This is a genomic window from Prevotella melaninogenica (assembly GCF_018128065.1).
Taxonomy (GTDB): domain Bacteria; phylum Bacteroidota; class Bacteroidia; order Bacteroidales; family Bacteroidaceae; genus Prevotella.
The window spans coordinates 1,141,503-1,158,523 of the sequence record NZ_CP072359.1 but is presented as its reverse complement, the minus strand read 5'-3'; the positions used below and the strand labels follow the sequence as shown (position 1 = coordinate 1,158,523).

The following is a 17,021-nucleotide window of genomic DNA, read 5'->3' as shown; positions in this document are numbered from 1 at the left end:
TACTATAAACAGATTGAACAGGAATAAAAATCAGTATTATAATTAAGAATACTATAAATCTATACCTCTTACATCTCACGTTTAATACTGCAAAGTTACTAAAAACTAACAGATTATTTGGTCCTTTCCGAAACTTAATGTAATTTTGCATCAGAAATAAAAAACAAATCAATTATGACAACTCCAATGATAGGACTAATTTCACTGCTTATCATCGCATTGATTGGCTGGGTAGTCGCAGAACTTAAAGACAAGTGTGTTACATTCATTCACTCTGAAGAAGAGGCTGAAGGCGAGGAAGAAATGAGAGAAGCTTACGAAGCCCATGGCGGTAGAGAGCTAAATCTTAAAGATTTGCTTGCACATAACAGTACAAAAGGCTACAAAGCAATCTAAGATTTAATAGCAAGGAATATGATAGACGGGAATGATATGGTTGTAACATTCCCGCTTTCTTTGTTTTATATAATGTGGTTTTAATCTTCAAAAATCTCCTTTTATAGCACAAAAAATCACACACATTGGATTTGAAAAATCATTACATAAAAAGCAAGTAGTAAGGTTCATTTTACCTCAAAAGTACCAAGAAAAACCGTCTTTATAATCAACAGATAATCAGACAGTTGTGAGAGCCGTTGCAAAAGGTGCTTAACAGCATTGCAAAAGGGCGTTAGTTGCATGCCAACTAACGCCCTTTTACACCTCAATTAACGCCTAATTGAAACACAACTAAGCATCAATTCTTTTTTAATTTGTGATTTTATTTTACAAAATAAGGTCCTCAACCGTTCCTTTCAGGATATAACCCTTATGATATACTTTCTATCAAAAGCCATATATTAAGTAAGGTAACAATTCCTGCTAACGAATAGAGGAAGAGCATATTCAACTTAGTATTGGCATATTTACCCATCACTCGCTTAGAAGAAGTCAGACCCACTTGTAAGAAAACGGTGAAAGGAAGCTGAACAGACAGGAACATCTGCGAAATAATCAGTCCTTTGAATGGGTCGCCAATGAAGAAAATCATCAAAAGCGCAATACCCAACGAGAGGACGATACCAACAATAGAGTGCGTATCTTGCGCATTATATGACTCACCAAAAAGACCTGAGAAGATACTACCCGCAGCCATTCCACTGGTTATCGTACTGGAAATACCTGCTAAAAGCAAGGCAATTGCAAAGATGTTCGCTGCATTATTACCCAACAAAGGTTGTAACATTGCCTGCGCTTGAGACAGTTCATCTACATGCTGCCCATGAGAGAAGAAGGTACTTGCAGCCAAAAGTATCATTGCTGAATTAATAGCCCAGCCGACAATCATAGAGAAAAGCGTATCAAAAAACTCATACTTTAACATGTGGCGGATACGTTCATCACCCTTCAAATGAATCTCACGACTCTGTACAATCTCTGAATGAAGGAAAAGATTATGAGGCATCACAACAGCACCCAACACACTCATAATAATCAAGAGAGACCCTTGTGGAACAGTAGGAACGAAAGCTCCTTCAATAGCTGCAGGCCAATGAATATCAACGAGGAAGAGTTCGTAGACAAACGAAAGACCAATCATTGACACAAAGCCAATAATGGCACGTTCCATCTTCTTGTAACTATTCGTAAACAGCATTATCAATACTGCCACAGTTGTTAGAACGGAGCCTGTTGGAATACTGATTCCCAAAAGCATTTGTAACGCAATCGCTCCACCAAGAATCTCAGCTAAAGAGGTAGAGATACTGGCAAGAATAGCACTCACAATAATTGGTCGACCTATCCATTTTGGCGTATATTTTACAGCAGCCTCACTCAAACAAAGTCCTGTCACAATACCAAGGTGAGCAACGTTATGCTGCAAAGCAATGAGCATAATCGTTGAAAGGGTTACTACCCATAACAACGCATAACCATACTCTGAACCAGCAGCAAAGTTACTTGCCCAGTTACCGGGGTCAATAAAACCTACGGTCACCAATAAACCGGGACCAATAAACTTAAATATATCTAAGGCACCCAACACACGTGGATGGTCCTTACGTCCTAAATCTTTTAATATATTTTTCATTATTCTCAAGTTTTATGCAAAGTTACAATTTCTATATGAGAAACTACAAGATAAAAAGGAAATATTGAAAGAAATACAATTGAGGAGCAAGGCATGAGGAAGAAGATTGATATATCAAAGCAAATTCAGAGATTATATTTCATCCATTAATCAATAAGATAAACTATAAAAAAAGACATTAACCGTTAAAAGGTACTGTAAATAGTTACCCTTACACCTTAACCTTAAACAAAAAACAACACTAAAAAGTTATAAAGAAAAATTATAAGATTATTTTTAAGAAAAAGTAAAACATAGAAACACAATATTGTAAACAAATATACGTTACATAGAAGTTAGTAAAAATAGAAATGCCCTACGCTTCACAGCGATGGGCATTCAATCTCAATAGGTATTAGTTTCTTTAAGGTAAAAAGATTGTATTCAGGATAACGATTGCAAAGATAGAGCTTTATTTTTATATGTGCAAGCTTTTATACAATTTTTTTATCAATAAAGGAACATTTGTTACCACACCTATATCAATCTCTGACACTTTGCCTTATTCACTTTTATTAAACAATTAAAAAAGAACAAAGGAATTACTTTTATTCCATTACAGAAAACACATTTTAGCTTTTAATACATTACTTAAATACACTTATAATAAATTAATATCAAACTTCATAAAAGAATATAAACCATTATTTATAATAAAGTGCATCAAAAACGAGAAAAAATAAGTAACTTTGCAGCATAATAATAAATAGGAAAATATGACTACGATAGAGAACAACACCAATGAGGAGAAGCGTAGCTTGAGCTTCGTTGAACAACTGGTAGAGGAAGACCTCGCAAATGGTAAGAACGGAGGACGTATTCAGACACGTTTCCCGCCAGAGCCAAATGGCTATCTCCATATTGGTCATGCAAAAGCGATTTGCATGGACTTTGGTGTAGCTGAAGATTATAAGGGTATCTGCAATCTTCGCTTTGATGATACAAATCCAAGCAAAGAGAATAATGAATATGTAGAGAACATTCTTCATGATATTAGTTGGCTTGGTTTCAAATGGGGTAACATTTATTATGCAAGTGATTACTTTGAGAAACTGTGGGACTTTGCTGTATGGATGATTAAAAAGGGATTGGCATACGTTGACGAGCAGACATCTGAGCAGATTGCAACACAAAAGGGTACACCAACCACACCGGGTATAGCATCACCTTATCGTGATCGTCCTATAGAGGAAAGCCTTGCACTGTTTGAGCAGATGAATACACCTGAGGCTATTGAGGGTAGTATGGTACTTCGTGCTAAGCTTGATATGGCTAACCCTAATATGCACTTCCGTGATCCTATCATCTACCGAATCATTCAGATTCCACATCATCGTACAGGAACAAAGTGGCATTGCTACCCAATGTATGACTTTGCACACGGACAGAGCGACTACTTCGAGGGAGTAACCCACTCTATCTGTACACTCGAATTCGTTCCTCACCGTCCTCTCTATGATAAGTTGATAGACTTCTTGAAAGAAAGTGATGGTACTGATGACAACTTGACTGACAACCGTCCACGACAGATTGAGTTTAACCGCTTGAACCTTACTTATACAGTAATGTCAAAGCGTAAACTTCATACATTGGTTGATGAGCATCTTGTTAATGGATGGGATGACCCACGAATGCCGACCCTTTGTGGTATGCGTCGTCGTGGTTACTCTCCTCTGTCTATTCGTAACTTCATTGACTCTATCGGTTATACGAAGTTTGATGCGCTTAATGATGTAGCATTGTTGGAGGCTGCAGTACGTGATGACTTGAATAAGAAAGCAACACGTGTTAGCGCTGTGCTCGACCCTGTAAAGCTTGTTATTACCAACTATCCAGAAGGAAAGACTGAGGAAATGGAGGCTATCAACAACCCAGAGAATGAAGCAGATGGTTCACACACTATCACCTTCTCAAAGAATCTTTGGATTGAACGTGCAGACTTTATGGAGGATGCACCAAAGAAGTTCTTCCGTATGTCTCCCGGTAAAGAAGTGAGATTGAAGAATGCCTACATTGTTAAATGTACTGGCTGCACTAAGGATGCTGAGGGTAACATCATAGAGATTCAGGCTGAATACGATGCAGAGAGCAAGAGCGGTATGCAGGGTGCTGACCGTAAAGTGAAAGGTACTCTCCACTGGGTTAGCGCTGACCACTGCTTAAAGGCAGAGGTACGTGAGTACGACCGCTTGTTCAACGTAGAGAATCCTGCTGCTGATGAGCGTGATTTCCGTGAGCTTCTCAATCCAGAAAGCCTTACTGTACACACAGAGTGCTACGTTGAACAGTATCTCGCTGAGAAGAAACCGGGTGATTATCTACAGTTCCAGCGCACAGGTTACTTCATGCTTGACCCAGATACAACAGCCGATCACCTCGTGTTTAATAAGACTGTTGGCTTGAAAGATACTTGGGCAAAGAAGGCCAAAGCATAACTAAAGTAAAGTAAGATTTGGATATATACTATCAGAGTGATAAATTCAAGCAAGTCCTTCATAGATATGAAGAACTGCAAAAAGACAACATCAGCGAGTTCCTCGACCCAGAGGAACTGACTGATGTTGCTGAATATTATCACTATGTTGGTGAGGATAACAATGCTTTAGAAGCTATCGATTATGCCACCCGCTTGTATCCAACAGCCACTACTCCACTTTCTTTCAAGGCACGTTTAGCATTATTCATCGACGAAGACCCAGAGCTTGCTAACGAGATTGCAGAGATGATTGTTGACAAGAGTGACTTAGATTATCTCTATCTTAAGGCTGAAATTATGATCGTTGATAATAAGGCAGACGATGCAGATGACTTCCTTCAAAATCAGTATGACGAGGTTATCTCACAAGAAGACCGCGAGGATTATGTCCTTGATGTTGCTGCTCTCTTTTCCGATTATGAAGAAAATGAATATGTAGAGAAATGGTTGAGCCGCTCAACAAAGACAGAAGATAACGATTATAAGGAACTTCGTGCGCGTCTTCTCAAAAGCCGTGGGAAGTATAAAGAGAGTGAATCCATTCTCAATGAGTTACTTGATACCAACCCTTATTCTGGTCCTTACTGGAATCAGTTAGCCCAGAATCAGCTTTTAAGGAATGACATAAAGGATTCAATCACATCAAGTGAATACTCCATAGCTATCAACCCTGATGATGAAGAAGCTATCCTCAACAAGGCCAACGGACTCTTTACACTTGGAAATTATGAGGAATCTCTGAAGTACTACGAGCGTTATAAGAAGCTCTGCCATAATCAAGATACAACTGTCGTTGATGTTACTATCGGACATATACATCTCATGCAGGGCAATGCTTCAGAAGCGCAACGATATTATCATCTGGCATTAGCAGAAACACAGAGCAAGAGTCTGACACTCATCCATATTGGTATTTCAACCTTTGACAATGGATATGTCGAATATGCTTACAATATCTTTAGTACGTTATTGCCAGAAATGGATGACGACTGGGACATCGGCTTTGCATACCTTGCACGCTGTTGTTATGAATTAAAGCTAAAAAAGGAGTTCAATATATACTTGCAACAAGCCGTTGAAAGGAATCCAGAGGAGAGTATAGAGGTACTATCAGACCTCTATCCAGAAGGAACAAGCCCACAAGACTACCCCAATATTCGTATTTTATAACAAACAGAATTATAATTAATAACATATCATTATGAGTTTTATCACATCCATGCTCGGACATCTCAACTATGGCACTATCTTTATTTTGATGCTTCTTGAAAGTACGGTTATCCCTGTACCATCAGAATTAGTTGTTGCCCCAGCTGCCTATCATGCTGCCGCAGGCAACCTTGATATATGGTTGGTAATTCTTTTTGCCACATTAGGAGCAGATGTTGGTGCAACTATAAACTATCTTGCAGGATGGTATTTGGGTCGCCCTATCATTTATAAATTTGCAAATAGTAAATGGGGACATCTTTGTTTATTGAATCAAGAAAAGGTCGAAAAGAGCGAACGATACTTCGATGAGCATGGTATGGTGGCTACAATCACTGGACGTCTCTTACCAGGTATTCGCCATCTTATCTCCATTCCAGCAGGATTGGCGAAGATGAGCTATTGGAAGTTCTTGCTTTATACTACTATAGGTGCAGCCTCATGGCACACTATTCTTGCACTTTTAGGACATTACATGCACTCTTTTGTACCAGAAGATCAGCTCCAAGAGAAGATTTTAGAGTATGGAGAGTATATTAAGTTTGGTCTTATCTTCTTGGTAATTGTTGTTTGTTTTTACTTCCTTGTTAAGTGGTATGTAAAGAAAAAGAAGAACAACAAGAACCATTCACAGCAGGTATAACCCTATATAATAATATTCTACCACAACACTTTTTTATGACTTCAAACGAGAAATACATCGAAGATATAGCTAAAGAGCAACTTCTTTCAGACAAAGAAGAACAAGAATTAGCAGAAAAGATAAAGGTTGGCGATGCAAACGCCTTAGAGAAACTTACCAAGGCCAACTTGAAGTTTGTTGTTTCATTGGCACATCAATATCGTAATCGAGGATTGGGAGAAGACGACCTTATCAGCGAGGGGAACATCGGTATGATGTATGCTGCGCAGAAATTTGATGGCTCAAGGGGCGTACGCTTTGTCGTCTTTGCTGCTCCTTACATCCGTAAAGCCATGGAAGAGGCTATCAAAGAGCAAGCTACACTCTATAAACTTCCTAAGAACGAGACAAGTAGATATGAACAGAAACGTTCACAGGCAATCTCTATAGACCAGCCTGTACCCGTAGGAAGTAGTAACAACTTCACCCTTCAGCATATCCTTGAGAACGAAAATGCTAAGCATGCAGACGAACATCTTAACCAAGAAATCATCAGTAACGAAATTCAAAAAGGATTAGACGTACTTGATGAACGTGAGAAACGCGTCATTACATATATCTATGGACTAAGTGGAGCACACTACACAATGGCAGAGATTGCGGAGGATATGGGACTAAAACGTGAACGTGTGCGCCAGATTCGTGACAAGGCTTTGCGCAAACTTCATAAGAAGATGAAATAATGGTTGTGCTGAACTTACGATTATTATCGGATAATAACCGTACGAAACCAGTCACGAAGTACACCACCATACTGGTCTTGGCTGTCAGCACAAAACACTATTACTTGGCTTCCGTCTGCAAGGCGGGGACCAAGACACATTCCCTCATAATTAGCAAGATTCTGACGAAGCAGCCCCAATGAGGTTTTCCATGTTGCTATCAATACTTTCTGCATATATGGACTATCGGCATCAAGTCCTCTTTCTTGGTTGATAGCAACAGACTCCGCAGGGTCTACACAGTATATTTTATTCTCTACAAAGGAACCAATCTTACTTGAAGTCACTAAGAATTCTCGCTCCAAGACAAGTAACCTTCCATCATCTAAGGCTGTCATAGCTGGCACGCCCATAGCATAATTAGATGCAGAAGCTTGATTTTCCGCAGCATCCATCAGATAAGCATACTGCTCTCTTGGAGTAAAAGAATCATCAAAACTCTGAAAACGAAGCTTATTCTTCACATGATTTGTCGCATTCGTTTGTTCCCCATCAGTCTTCAACGTACTTTCTGAAGTTGTCCAAAAGCGATGGGTTAGAGCATTATACGTTAATGCTTCAAAGCTATATGCAGGTGTGGCAGTACTGAACACAGAAGGTATTGCCAACTCCCAACCTGTTAACCTTCCATTCATTCCATATTCAACAATTCTATTATCTGCCTCACGAGCTATCAACAATGTACTATCCTTCAGAAAGAAAGCAATCCCTTCTTCATCTTTATTCGACTCACCAGATGAAAAGAAGCCTTCATTTTCAACATTCTTTATATCTCCACTTACACTATCAATCTCGATACGAAAGATGAAGAAACCACTTTCTGTCGCCTTATCAGACACCACAGCATAGCGATTGCCACCTAACCATGTCAGTCCGCTATAATTCCCTTTAGGAACTGTGTGCTGAAAATAATGCTGTGGATTGACTCGAATAAGCTGCGGACTTTGCGCAAAGAATGTGAAAGGAAAACACAAAACAAATATAAGAAAACTACTAAATCTTAGTATCACAGTCATAATTATATGATTTTAAGCCCATCAAAAAACATCTTCCACGTAAATTAATTTCAGTTTTTACCATAGAAAAACACGATGATAACATTTTTTACTATCCATCTTCTATCTACGTGCTGACGCCCAGCACATGTGGTGTTAACGCTCTGCACACGTGGTGCTCATGGTTAACACCACGTGTGCTAAGCATGAATCACCTTGTAATATATAGCCAGAGTGAACGCAAAAGGATATTAGCTATTTATCAAATAAGGATAAATCGAGAACTATATTTACGACGAGAAAGAATTAAATTAATCAACTATCATAAAAATATATGCGTAGGTACAGTTTACAAAAGCCGTACCTACGCAATTATTTTATTCATAACTTCAATCCGACAGGCTTATCCTTCTCCTGTAAACTGCTTCAAACGCTGTTCTTCTGTTAGACGACAGATGAGCAACTTACCATCTTGTTCAGCCACAATATACCCATCAAGTCCTTGGATAACGACCTTACGCTCCTCCGTAGTATGAACAATACAATTCTTACTATCAAACAGATGAACGTTATTACCAATCACAGCATTACCATAGATATCATGCTGGGTCTGAGCAAGCAATGAGCCCCAAGTTCCTAAATCACTCCATCCAAAGTCAGCTGGACACACAAATATCTCCTCAGCCTTTTCCATAATAGCATAATCGACAGAGATATTTTCACATTCAGGATATACCTCATCTATTAAACGTTGTTCATCAGCTGTATCCAAAACATCCATGATACGTTCAAAGATTCTTGCAATACTTGGTTGATAGATACGGAAAGCGTTTACAATAGTAGAGACACTCCAAATAAAGATACCTGCATTCCAAAAGAAATTGTTCTGCTTTATATATTGCTCAGCTGTTGATAAGTCTGGCTTCTCACGGAACTGATCAACACGATAAATCTCACGGTTACGAGCCGAAGCCGTTGAAAGATCAGCCTGTATATAGCCATAACCCGTCTCTGGACGTGTTGGTTTCATACCCAACGTTACCACAGCATCGGTCTCGGCAGTAAACTTCAAACAGTTGGTAATAACACGTCTAAATTCCGTTTCATTTGTAACAATATGGTCACTTGGAGACACCACGATATTAGCTTTCGGGTTCTCTTTCTTAATACGCCAGCTCACATAAGCGATACAAGGTGCTGTGTTGCGACGACAGGGTTCGCTCAAAATATGATTTGATGGTATCTCAGGGAGTTGCTCCTGAACCAAAGAAACATACTTCTGGTTAGTAACAACCCATACATTATCTGACGAAACTACACCAGCAAAGCGATCATAGGTCAGTTGAATAAGCGTTCTTCCTACGCCTAAAACATCAATAAACTGCTTAGGACGCTCTGCAGTACTCATCGGCCAGAACCTACTACCAACGCCACCTGCCATAATGACAAGATGATTATCAGTTTGTGCCATAACTATTATCAAAAAATTAATATGATTGCAAATATACAAATAAAAATGAATAACGACAATTATTAGTGTAGCTTTTTCATTTTTAACGCTGTTTACAAGAAACAATTAAGGAAATAAGACTAAATTATCAGAAATCGAAAAGGTTTAAACTCTTATCTTCAACGAGCTTCTCTTTAGGAGCGTCACTTTCATCATGAAACTGAATAAGAAGTTGTTTCCATATTTTATTTCTCTCATTAAGCCTATAAACCCCTTTCCTATTCTTTATAACAAGTGGCTTAACAGACTTACTGTTCTTCAAAAGAAACGATTGAACATACTTATGTACATCCTTTTGAAAGAGTGGATTGAAAAAAGAATTACAAGCATTAAAAACATGACGAGAGATTTTCTGAACAGAAAGTCCCTCGTTACCTGCCTCGGCAAGAACCCGTAATATTTCTTTATCGTATTGCATGCAAAAAGGGAGCCTATACCCTTCTATTATACAGACTCCCTCCTGTGTTATGATAATTACTCTAATTATGCAAGAGCAATTTTGCCATCTTCGCCTTTAACTTTACCCTCCTTAAAGAGCCAGCCAATACCGAGATAAACCTCTTCAGTGCTAATCTTAGCAGCCTTAGCAATCTCAGCAACTGTCAAAGCCTTAGCCTCAGCAGCAAGAGCATTGTAAACATCGCCAGCCTTAAAACCGACATTCTCTGCATTAACAGCTACAACTGCTTTCTTTGTAGAAGCTTTCTTAGCAGGAGCCTTCTTTGCTGCTTTTGGAGCAGACTTAACTTCTTTCTTTTCTGTCATAGTTCTATACAATTAAAGTCTCGTTCAAGCAATCGAATAATTATTAAAATATATTTATCTACTAAAATAATGCAAACGTACAAAAGAATCATTAGCTTTCCCCTGTCGAATGCTATTTATTTCTTGCAAAAGTACATCAAATAATCTAATTTATCAAATACTTACGACAAAAAGTAACAGATAAAGAGTGCATTAACTTCTTCTATTACATTTTATTGACATAAGTCAACTAAAAAGGAGATTACGCCTTCAAGTCCAACTTGATTTCCAACTCATCTAACTGCTTTTGATCAATGAACGAAGGGGCATCCAACATGACATCACGTCCACTGTTATTCTTAGGGAATGCGATACAGTCACGGATTGAATCAAGACCTGCCATGATACTTACGAAGCGGTCAAGACCAAAAGCAAGACCTGCGTGAGGTGGCGCACCATACTTGAAAGCATTCATCAAGAAGCCAAACTGTGCTTTTGCACTCTCTGGGGTAAAGCCGAGAACCTCAAACATCTTCTCCTGTAACTGTGTATCATGGATACGGAGGGAACCTCCTCCAACTTCTATACCATTGCACACAAAGTCGTAAGCCTTTGCACGTACCTGCTCTGGATGCTCATCCAACAAATGAATATCATCAGGATTTGGCATTGTAAATGGATGATGAGTAGCCATCAAACGCTGCTCTTCATCACTCCATTCAAACAATGGGAAGTCAACAATCCAAAGACACTTAAACACATTCTTATCACGAAGACCTAAACGGTCGCCCATCTCAAGACGCAAAGAACAGAGTTGAACTTGTGTCTTTCTAACATTGTTACCAGAAAGAATCAATACAAGGTCGCCATCCTTAGCACCTGTTGTTTCTTTCACTTTCAGCAGCTGCTCCTCTGTGTAGAACTTATCGATAGAACTCTTGATAGTACCATCAGCGTTATATTTAATGAAAACAAGTCCTTGAGCACCCACCTGTGGACGTTTCACGAAGTCAGTCAACTCGTTCAACTGTTTGCGGCTATATTCAGCGCAACCAGGAACAACAATACCACCAATATATGCTGCTTCATTAAATACAGAGAACGAGCCTGTACCCTTCAAGTCTTCCATCAGTTCGACAAACTCCATACCGAAGCGCAAGTCTGGCTTATCAGAGCCATAGCGTTTCATAGCATCGTGCCACTTCATCTGCTCTAACTTTGGAAGCTCTACACCACGAATCTCACGGAAAAGGTGACGTGCCATCTCCTCAAAAAGATTAATAACATCTTCCTGATCTACAAATGACATCTCACAATCAATCTGTGTAAACTCTGGCTGACGGTCAGCACGCAAGTCTTCATCACGGAAACACTTTGCGATTTGGAAGTATCTATCGAAACCCGCTACCATCAACAACTGCTTCAGTGTCTGTGGACTCTGTGGTAGTGCATAGAACTGACCTGGATTCATACGTGAAGGAACAACGAAGTCGCGTGCGCCCTCTGGAGTAGAACCAATGAGGATAGGGGTCTCCACCTCCATAAAGTCCGCAGCATCAAGGAAGTTACGAATAAGAATCGTCATACGGTGACGCAATTCCATATTCTTACGCACAGCCTCACGACGAAGGTCTAAATAACGATATTTCATACGGAGGTCATCACCACCGTCTGTGTTATCTTCGATTGTGAAAGGAGGAGTGTCAGAACTGCTGAGCACCGTCAATTCCTTGGCAATAATCTCAATATCGCCTGTTGGAATCTTACTATTCCTACTCTGTCGCTCATTAACCACACCCTTTACCTGGATGCAATATTCACGTCCTAACTTGTTAGCTTCGCCACAAAGGTCTGCATTGTCGGCCTCATTGAAAACTAACTGGGTAATACCGTAGCGGTCACGAAGATCAACAAAAGTCATACCTCCCATTTTGCGTGCACGCTGTACCCATCCAGCGAGGGTTACTTCCTTGCCTGCATCCGAAAGGCGCAGCTCTCCACAAGTATTTGTTCTATACATACCTTATTATATGTTTATTATATTTCGCTTCTATTATTAACCAAAAAGGATTATCTACTTCCAATCGTGTGGTCTCAATAATCTACTGCAAAGATACGAACTTTATATTAAAATGGGAAATACAATATAAAAATATCAGTGTTTTTCTGTGAGATTTAATGTTAAAACAAAGGGCAAAAAGGCGTTAAAATAACAATATCTCCTTAATTATTGTGAAATTTTAGTGAAACAATAAACTTTCTGATTACTTTTGCATCGAACTTATTAAATATCAATTAAACAAAGACGACATGAAAAAGTTCTTATTAATGACATTAATGTTGGTTTTCGGACTAACATTTGCAGCAGCACAGAATCAAGCAGAAATTAAATTTGATAAAGTTACTTACGACTTCGGTACATTCTCTGACGACAACCCAGTACACAAAACAACATTCACATTCACAAATGTTGGTAAGGCTCCATTGGTAATTAACCAGATTGTTGCAAGTTGCGGTTGTACAATACCAAGCTATGATAAGAGACCGATTGCTCCAGGTCAGAAAGGTACGATTGATGTGACATACAACGGAACTGGTAAGTTTCCAGGTCACTTCAAAAAGAGCATTACCGTACGTACAAATGGAAAAATCGAGATGACCCGACTATATATAGAGGGTGTCATGACTGGAAAGTAAGTACACAAATAGAATTAACAGAGCCGGCTTTACTGAGAAGTAAAAGCCGGCTCTGTCGTTTTATAAGTGCTTCACATTCGCACTTAATGTAATAAAAATTCACATCCTCGTTTTTTATTGATGCTTAGTAGCATTTGAATTAAGCCTCAATTGGCTTCTAAAAGATGCCCTTTTGAGGGTTTACTAACGCCCTCTTGAAGGCTTACTAAGCACCTTTTGAAAAACCATTTCATAACCAACTGATTTCCTTACAGTTACAAAGGGGTCGAAAAGATGTATCTTTTAAGGATTTTAAGTGCAAATAACTCGACGCATTGTAAACTATTTTCAAAGTTTAATCTTCATTTGGAGTATGAAGAATAACACTTGTTGCCCCTATCGTAAAGAGCGTACCACCTTCAATAACACGACGCTCACGATCACCGAGAATAACATTGTCTACAAACGTTCCTGTATAAGATGGTCCATCACGCAATACATATTGCAACTTCCCTTGCTTGTCCTTGCTTACAGTAATCGAGCAATGAGTCATGTCAACACTGGGGTCAACCGTCTCAATCGGACAGTTAATAGGGTTTCCCTTCATATAACGACCGATGACATTCTCACCCATTTGCAGAGGGATTACCTGACGGAAATGGAAGACATTCTCTATCACATGAAGCGAACCATACAGGCTTTCAGAAGTCTCACCTATAGGGGCATCGTTTTCTTCTTTTTGAGTCTTACGCAGTTTAGAAACACCTAAACGGATTCCAAATTCCTTGCTACACTGAGGGCACTGGAAAACAAGACGTTGTCCCGACTTATATTTTGTCTCGTCGAAAGTAATGAAGTTATCACACTTCGGACATCTTACACGCTTCATATTATAAAAGTAATTTTAACAAAAATGCCCCTTACCTCGAAAGAGGGGAAAGAGGCTCTAATGGAGAAACGAACGAGGCTAAACATAAATAAACCATGAAAAGCCTGCTCCTTAAACAATAATTGTGTTGGTTTTTATTTGAGAAAGAAGCAATAACTTCTACCTTTTAGAGGTTTCTTGCTCCTTTTACTTTCCTATCTCTATCACCCAAGATTCCTTAAACTCAGTAGTCTTGTTTATAACCTTCATCTTTGCAAAAGCTTCCTCTTGACTTGAAAAATAGCCATAAAGAACCTTTATGCTCTCTGCTCCATCGTAAACACGGGCGTCAGTAAGCCCACTCTTCTGCAATTTATGAACAAAAGCACGTGCATTATTTTCAGTCACATGACTTGCCATGACAATTGCCCAATAATGAGAAGATATAGTAGGAGTTGATTGCTGAGCTTTTACACCAGCCACCTGATTATTAGGAATTACGCCATCAAACTGTTTAGAAGCATTTAACGTATCATCAGAATCGAAGATATTATAAAGGACTCCGCTCTTAATCTGCTGCTTTTCACTTGCACCCTTATGAATAGAGCCAGGGAAAGCAACAAGGAAGACAGCAGTAAGGAATACTGCGGCTGCAGCAACATTACGCACAGCACGCATACTAATGCTAATACGTTTATTTGCAGTATCGGAATCATCAACAAAGACAACGCCCTGTTTTTGAGTTTTAACATCAATCGTTGTAGGTGCGGACTGCTTCTCGTTGACAAGCTTTGTGAAGTTAAAGCTACTTAAACCATAATACAATGGCGTTAGAATTCCACTCTCAAAAGGCTCAAACGCCAAATTACCATCACCATTTCTTGAAAGACTTCCGAGGTCATTCAGCTCAAATACTCCTTCTTCATCTAATGTTTGATAAATCTCATCAACCTCATTCTCTATCTGTCGCAAAGCTTCAGGATAGCTTAAATCGTAGGCATCTACGTAAGATTGCGCCAACAAAGAGTCATTCATTTTAAGCTGTGCATTAAAGCCAAGCGTTCGATAAGGTGGCAGGAATAAGCCATCCTGCTCATCGTATCTTGCTGAAACATGATGAGCAACAAAGCCACCTAAGCCTGGGACAATAACACAGTCATTCTCCAACAGAAGGATTTCTATATGTCGGTCGAGTTTTATCACGTTTGCAAAATTAAATAATTTATTTGGAAGTGGCAAGTACCCAACGTTAAATTCTTGCCTAAAGAATGAAATAAGGTCGTAACTCTTCCGATAATCGATAAAAATTCTTATCTTTGCATTAAGAACTAAAAATAAAGCTATGGAGTTTATCAAGACAGAGATTGACGGTGTTTGGATTATCGAACCTAAAGTATTTAATGACGAAAGAGGATATTTCTTCGAGTCTTTCAAGCAAGCTGAATTCGACAAGAACATTGGTTATCACGTTGATTTCATACAGGACAATGAGTCTAAATCAAGCTATGGTGTTCTACGTGGACTTCATTATCAAGAAGGTGATACGTCACAGGCTAAGTTGGTACGTGTCATCAAGGGGAAGGTAGTTGACGTTGCTGTCGACCTCCGCAAGAGCTCCCCTACATTCGGTAAGTATGTTATGGTAGAGCTATCTGACGAGAACAAACGTCAGTTCTTTGTCCCACGTGGCTTTGCACATGGCTTCCTCGTACTTTCAGACGAAGCTATCTTCACATACAAGGTGGACAATGTCTATTCTCCACAGACAGAAGCGAGCCTCCGTTGGAACGATGAGACAGTAGGTATTGAATGGCCTATCAATGCAAAGGATGTCATACTTTCAGACAAAGACCTTAACAAGGGGTTATCTTTGAAAGATGCGAAAGTATTTGAATAGACACAATATTTTTTACAAGACCAGACACTTTGAAACAGCGTCTGGCATAACACATTCATTAACGAACGCACAATTAAAGCGTTTGACGATGTATCAGTAAAGATGAAACAGAATTTACTTATCTGCATATTAACATTACTGGTTCTATTAACGGCTTGCAAGAATCGTGGAACTGATTTTCAACAGCAACACGAAGATAAGCAAGCAAAAGAGATGTTACAGGGCTTATGGACCAATGGTGAGAACAGTGATCCTGCCATGTTGGTTAAGGGAGACAGTATTTTCTACCCTGATTCAGCCAGTATGCCCGTACGCTTTTGGATTTATCAAGATACTATCTATTTGCAAGGTCAAAACATTCATGGATATAAGATAGAAAAGCAAGCTGCTCACCTACTTAAATTTGCCAACCAAAATGGTGATGAGGTAAGGTTGATAAAGAGTAATGATAAAGCACTCTATTCAGCTTTCAATTATCATATATATGCGATGAACACCTTCTTGAAACAATCGCAAGACACCGTTATCCGTACAGATTTAGGCTATTTTGAGAGTAAAGTTCATGTACAAACAACATCTGATAAGGTGGTTAAGTCAACTTATAACGATAACGGAATAGAAGTTGACAACATCTATCTTGACAATGTTGCATCCTTGCGATTGTACAATCACGGCACACCTGTCTTTGCACATGACTTTCGTAAACAGGAGTTCCAATCGCTTATCCCTAAGAGTTTTCTCTCTCGCAGCATCCTACGTAAGATGTATTTTACGCATGCTGATGCCAAGGCACTCTATTATTATGTTGTCATTGGAATCCCTGATGCCGATACAACATACGTTATTGAGCTGAGAGTAACGCCTGACGGAAGAATGAGTAAGAAGTTAAGGTAATATTGATTATCACTGACAGATAATCAAAAGAAAATCAAATGCATATCCGCACTTAGTTACGTTTGTTATAAAGTGCGGTTTTTTTATATAACCTAATTAAACAGAAAGAAGAAACTAAACTATATAAAATACTATTTATCAAATGCTTACGGCTTCCTAATCACAAAGAAACTCATGCCAATCAGATAACTTTTGCATACTTCTCGACGATAAGTTACCTTTATCCTTACCATAAACT

Annotated in this window: 15 protein-coding genes; 8 read left to right on the top strand and 7 right to left on the bottom strand. The window is 39.0% G+C overall.

Annotated elements, in window-relative coordinates; all coding sequences use genetic code 11:
- Positions 1-174: 174 nt before the first annotated feature.
- A complete protein-coding gene (locus tag J5A56_RS04675; RefSeq protein WP_021673163.1) occupies positions 175-396 on the top strand; it encodes a hypothetical protein in 222 nt (73 codons plus the stop codon).
- A gap of 412 nt (positions 397-808) precedes the next feature.
- On the opposite strand, the gene J5A56_RS04670 is transcribed toward J5A56_RS04675, so the two are convergent.
- Positions 809-2,071 carry an Nramp family divalent metal transporter gene (locus tag J5A56_RS04670; RefSeq protein ID WP_021673164.1) on the bottom strand — a complete coding sequence of 421 codons (1,263 nt, stop codon included), beginning with the start codon at positions 2,069-2,071 and terminating at the stop codon, positions 809-811.
- A gap of 755 nt (positions 2,072-2,826) precedes the next feature.
- Between J5A56_RS04670 and J5A56_RS04665 the strand changes: the two genes are divergently transcribed.
- The 4 genes from J5A56_RS04665 to J5A56_RS04650 are packed head-to-tail and all read left to right on the top strand — an operon-like array spanning position 2,827 to position 7,160.
- Positions 2,827-4,545 (top strand): glutamine--tRNA ligase/YqeY domain fusion protein, encoded by a 1,719-nt coding sequence (locus J5A56_RS04665; RefSeq protein WP_021673165.1) that lies wholly within the window; start codon positions 2,827-2,829, stop codon positions 4,543-4,545.
- A 17-nt stretch (positions 4,546-4,562) separates the two neighbouring features.
- Positions 4,563-5,756, top strand: coding sequence for a tetratricopeptide repeat protein (locus tag J5A56_RS04660; RefSeq protein WP_021673166.1), 1,194 nt, complete (start codon positions 4,563-4,565; stop codon positions 5,754-5,756).
- 31 nt (positions 5,757-5,787) lie between these two features.
- Complete coding sequence (locus J5A56_RS04655) at positions 5,788-6,438, top strand: DedA family protein (protein ID WP_036920460.1); 651 nt, start codon at positions 5,788-5,790, stop codon at positions 6,436-6,438.
- A gap of 35 nt (positions 6,439-6,473) precedes the next feature.
- Complete coding sequence (locus tag J5A56_RS04650; protein ID WP_021673168.1) at positions 6,474-7,160, top strand: sigma-70 family RNA polymerase sigma factor; 687 nt, start codon at positions 6,474-6,476, stop codon at positions 7,158-7,160.
- Positions 7,161-7,183: 23 nt separating this feature from the next.
- On the opposite strand, the gene J5A56_RS04645 is transcribed toward J5A56_RS04650, so the two are convergent.
- From J5A56_RS04645 to aspS, 4 genes are all read right to left on the bottom strand, one after another.
- Positions 7,184-8,215: an esterase-like activity of phytase family protein gene (locus tag J5A56_RS04645; protein WP_021673169.1), complete on the bottom strand. Its 1,032-nt coding sequence runs from the start codon at positions 8,213-8,215 to the stop codon at positions 7,184-7,186.
- Positions 8,216-8,597: 382 nt separating this feature from the next.
- Complete coding sequence (locus J5A56_RS04640) at positions 8,598-9,665, bottom strand: mannose-1-phosphate guanylyltransferase (RefSeq protein WP_036920463.1); 1,068 nt, start codon at positions 9,663-9,665, stop codon at positions 8,598-8,600.
- A gap of 522 nt (positions 9,666-10,187) precedes the next feature.
- Positions 10,188-10,469 carry a winged helix-turn-helix domain-containing protein gene (locus J5A56_RS04635; RefSeq protein ID WP_021673172.1) on the bottom strand — a complete coding sequence of 94 codons (282 nt, stop codon included), beginning with the start codon at positions 10,467-10,469 and terminating at the stop codon, positions 10,188-10,190.
- A 241-nt stretch (positions 10,470-10,710) separates the two neighbouring features.
- Positions 10,711-12,468 (bottom strand): aspartate--tRNA ligase, encoded by a 1,758-nt coding sequence (aspS, locus tag J5A56_RS04630; protein WP_021673173.1) that lies wholly within the window; start codon positions 12,466-12,468, stop codon positions 10,711-10,713.
- Between the two features lie 290 nt (positions 12,469-12,758).
- Here aspS and J5A56_RS04625 point away from each other — a divergent pair, with 290 nt between their 5' ends.
- The gene (locus tag J5A56_RS04625) at positions 12,759-13,145 is read left to right on the top strand and encodes a DUF1573 domain-containing protein (protein ID WP_021673174.1); all 387 of its coding nucleotides are present in this window, start codon (positions 12,759-12,761) and stop codon (positions 13,143-13,145) included.
- A 334-nt stretch (positions 13,146-13,479) separates the two neighbouring features.
- On the opposite strand, the gene J5A56_RS04620 is transcribed toward J5A56_RS04625, so the two are convergent.
- Together J5A56_RS04620 and J5A56_RS04615 are read right to left on the bottom strand one after the other, a co-directional pair.
- Entirely contained in the window at positions 13,480-14,013 is a 534-nt protein-coding gene (locus J5A56_RS04620; protein WP_021673175.1) for an FHA domain-containing protein, read from the bottom strand.
- A gap of 186 nt (positions 14,014-14,199) precedes the next feature.
- On the bottom strand, positions 14,200-15,231 hold the full coding sequence (locus tag J5A56_RS04615) for an SPOR domain-containing protein (RefSeq protein ID WP_036920466.1): 1,032 nt from the start codon (positions 15,229-15,231) through the stop codon (positions 14,200-14,202).
- 103 nt (positions 15,232-15,334) lie between these two features.
- On the opposite strand from J5A56_RS04615, the gene rfbC reads away from it, so the two are divergent.
- Positions 15,335-15,889, top strand: coding sequence for a dTDP-4-dehydrorhamnose 3,5-epimerase (gene rfbC / locus J5A56_RS04610; RefSeq protein ID WP_021673177.1), 555 nt, complete (start codon positions 15,335-15,337; stop codon positions 15,887-15,889).
- A gap of 102 nt (positions 15,890-15,991) precedes the next feature.
- Positions 15,992-16,783: a DUF4738 domain-containing protein gene (locus tag J5A56_RS04605; RefSeq protein ID WP_021673178.1), complete on the top strand. Its 792-nt coding sequence runs from the start codon at positions 15,992-15,994 to the stop codon at positions 16,781-16,783.
- Positions 16,784-17,021: the final 238 nt, after the last annotated feature.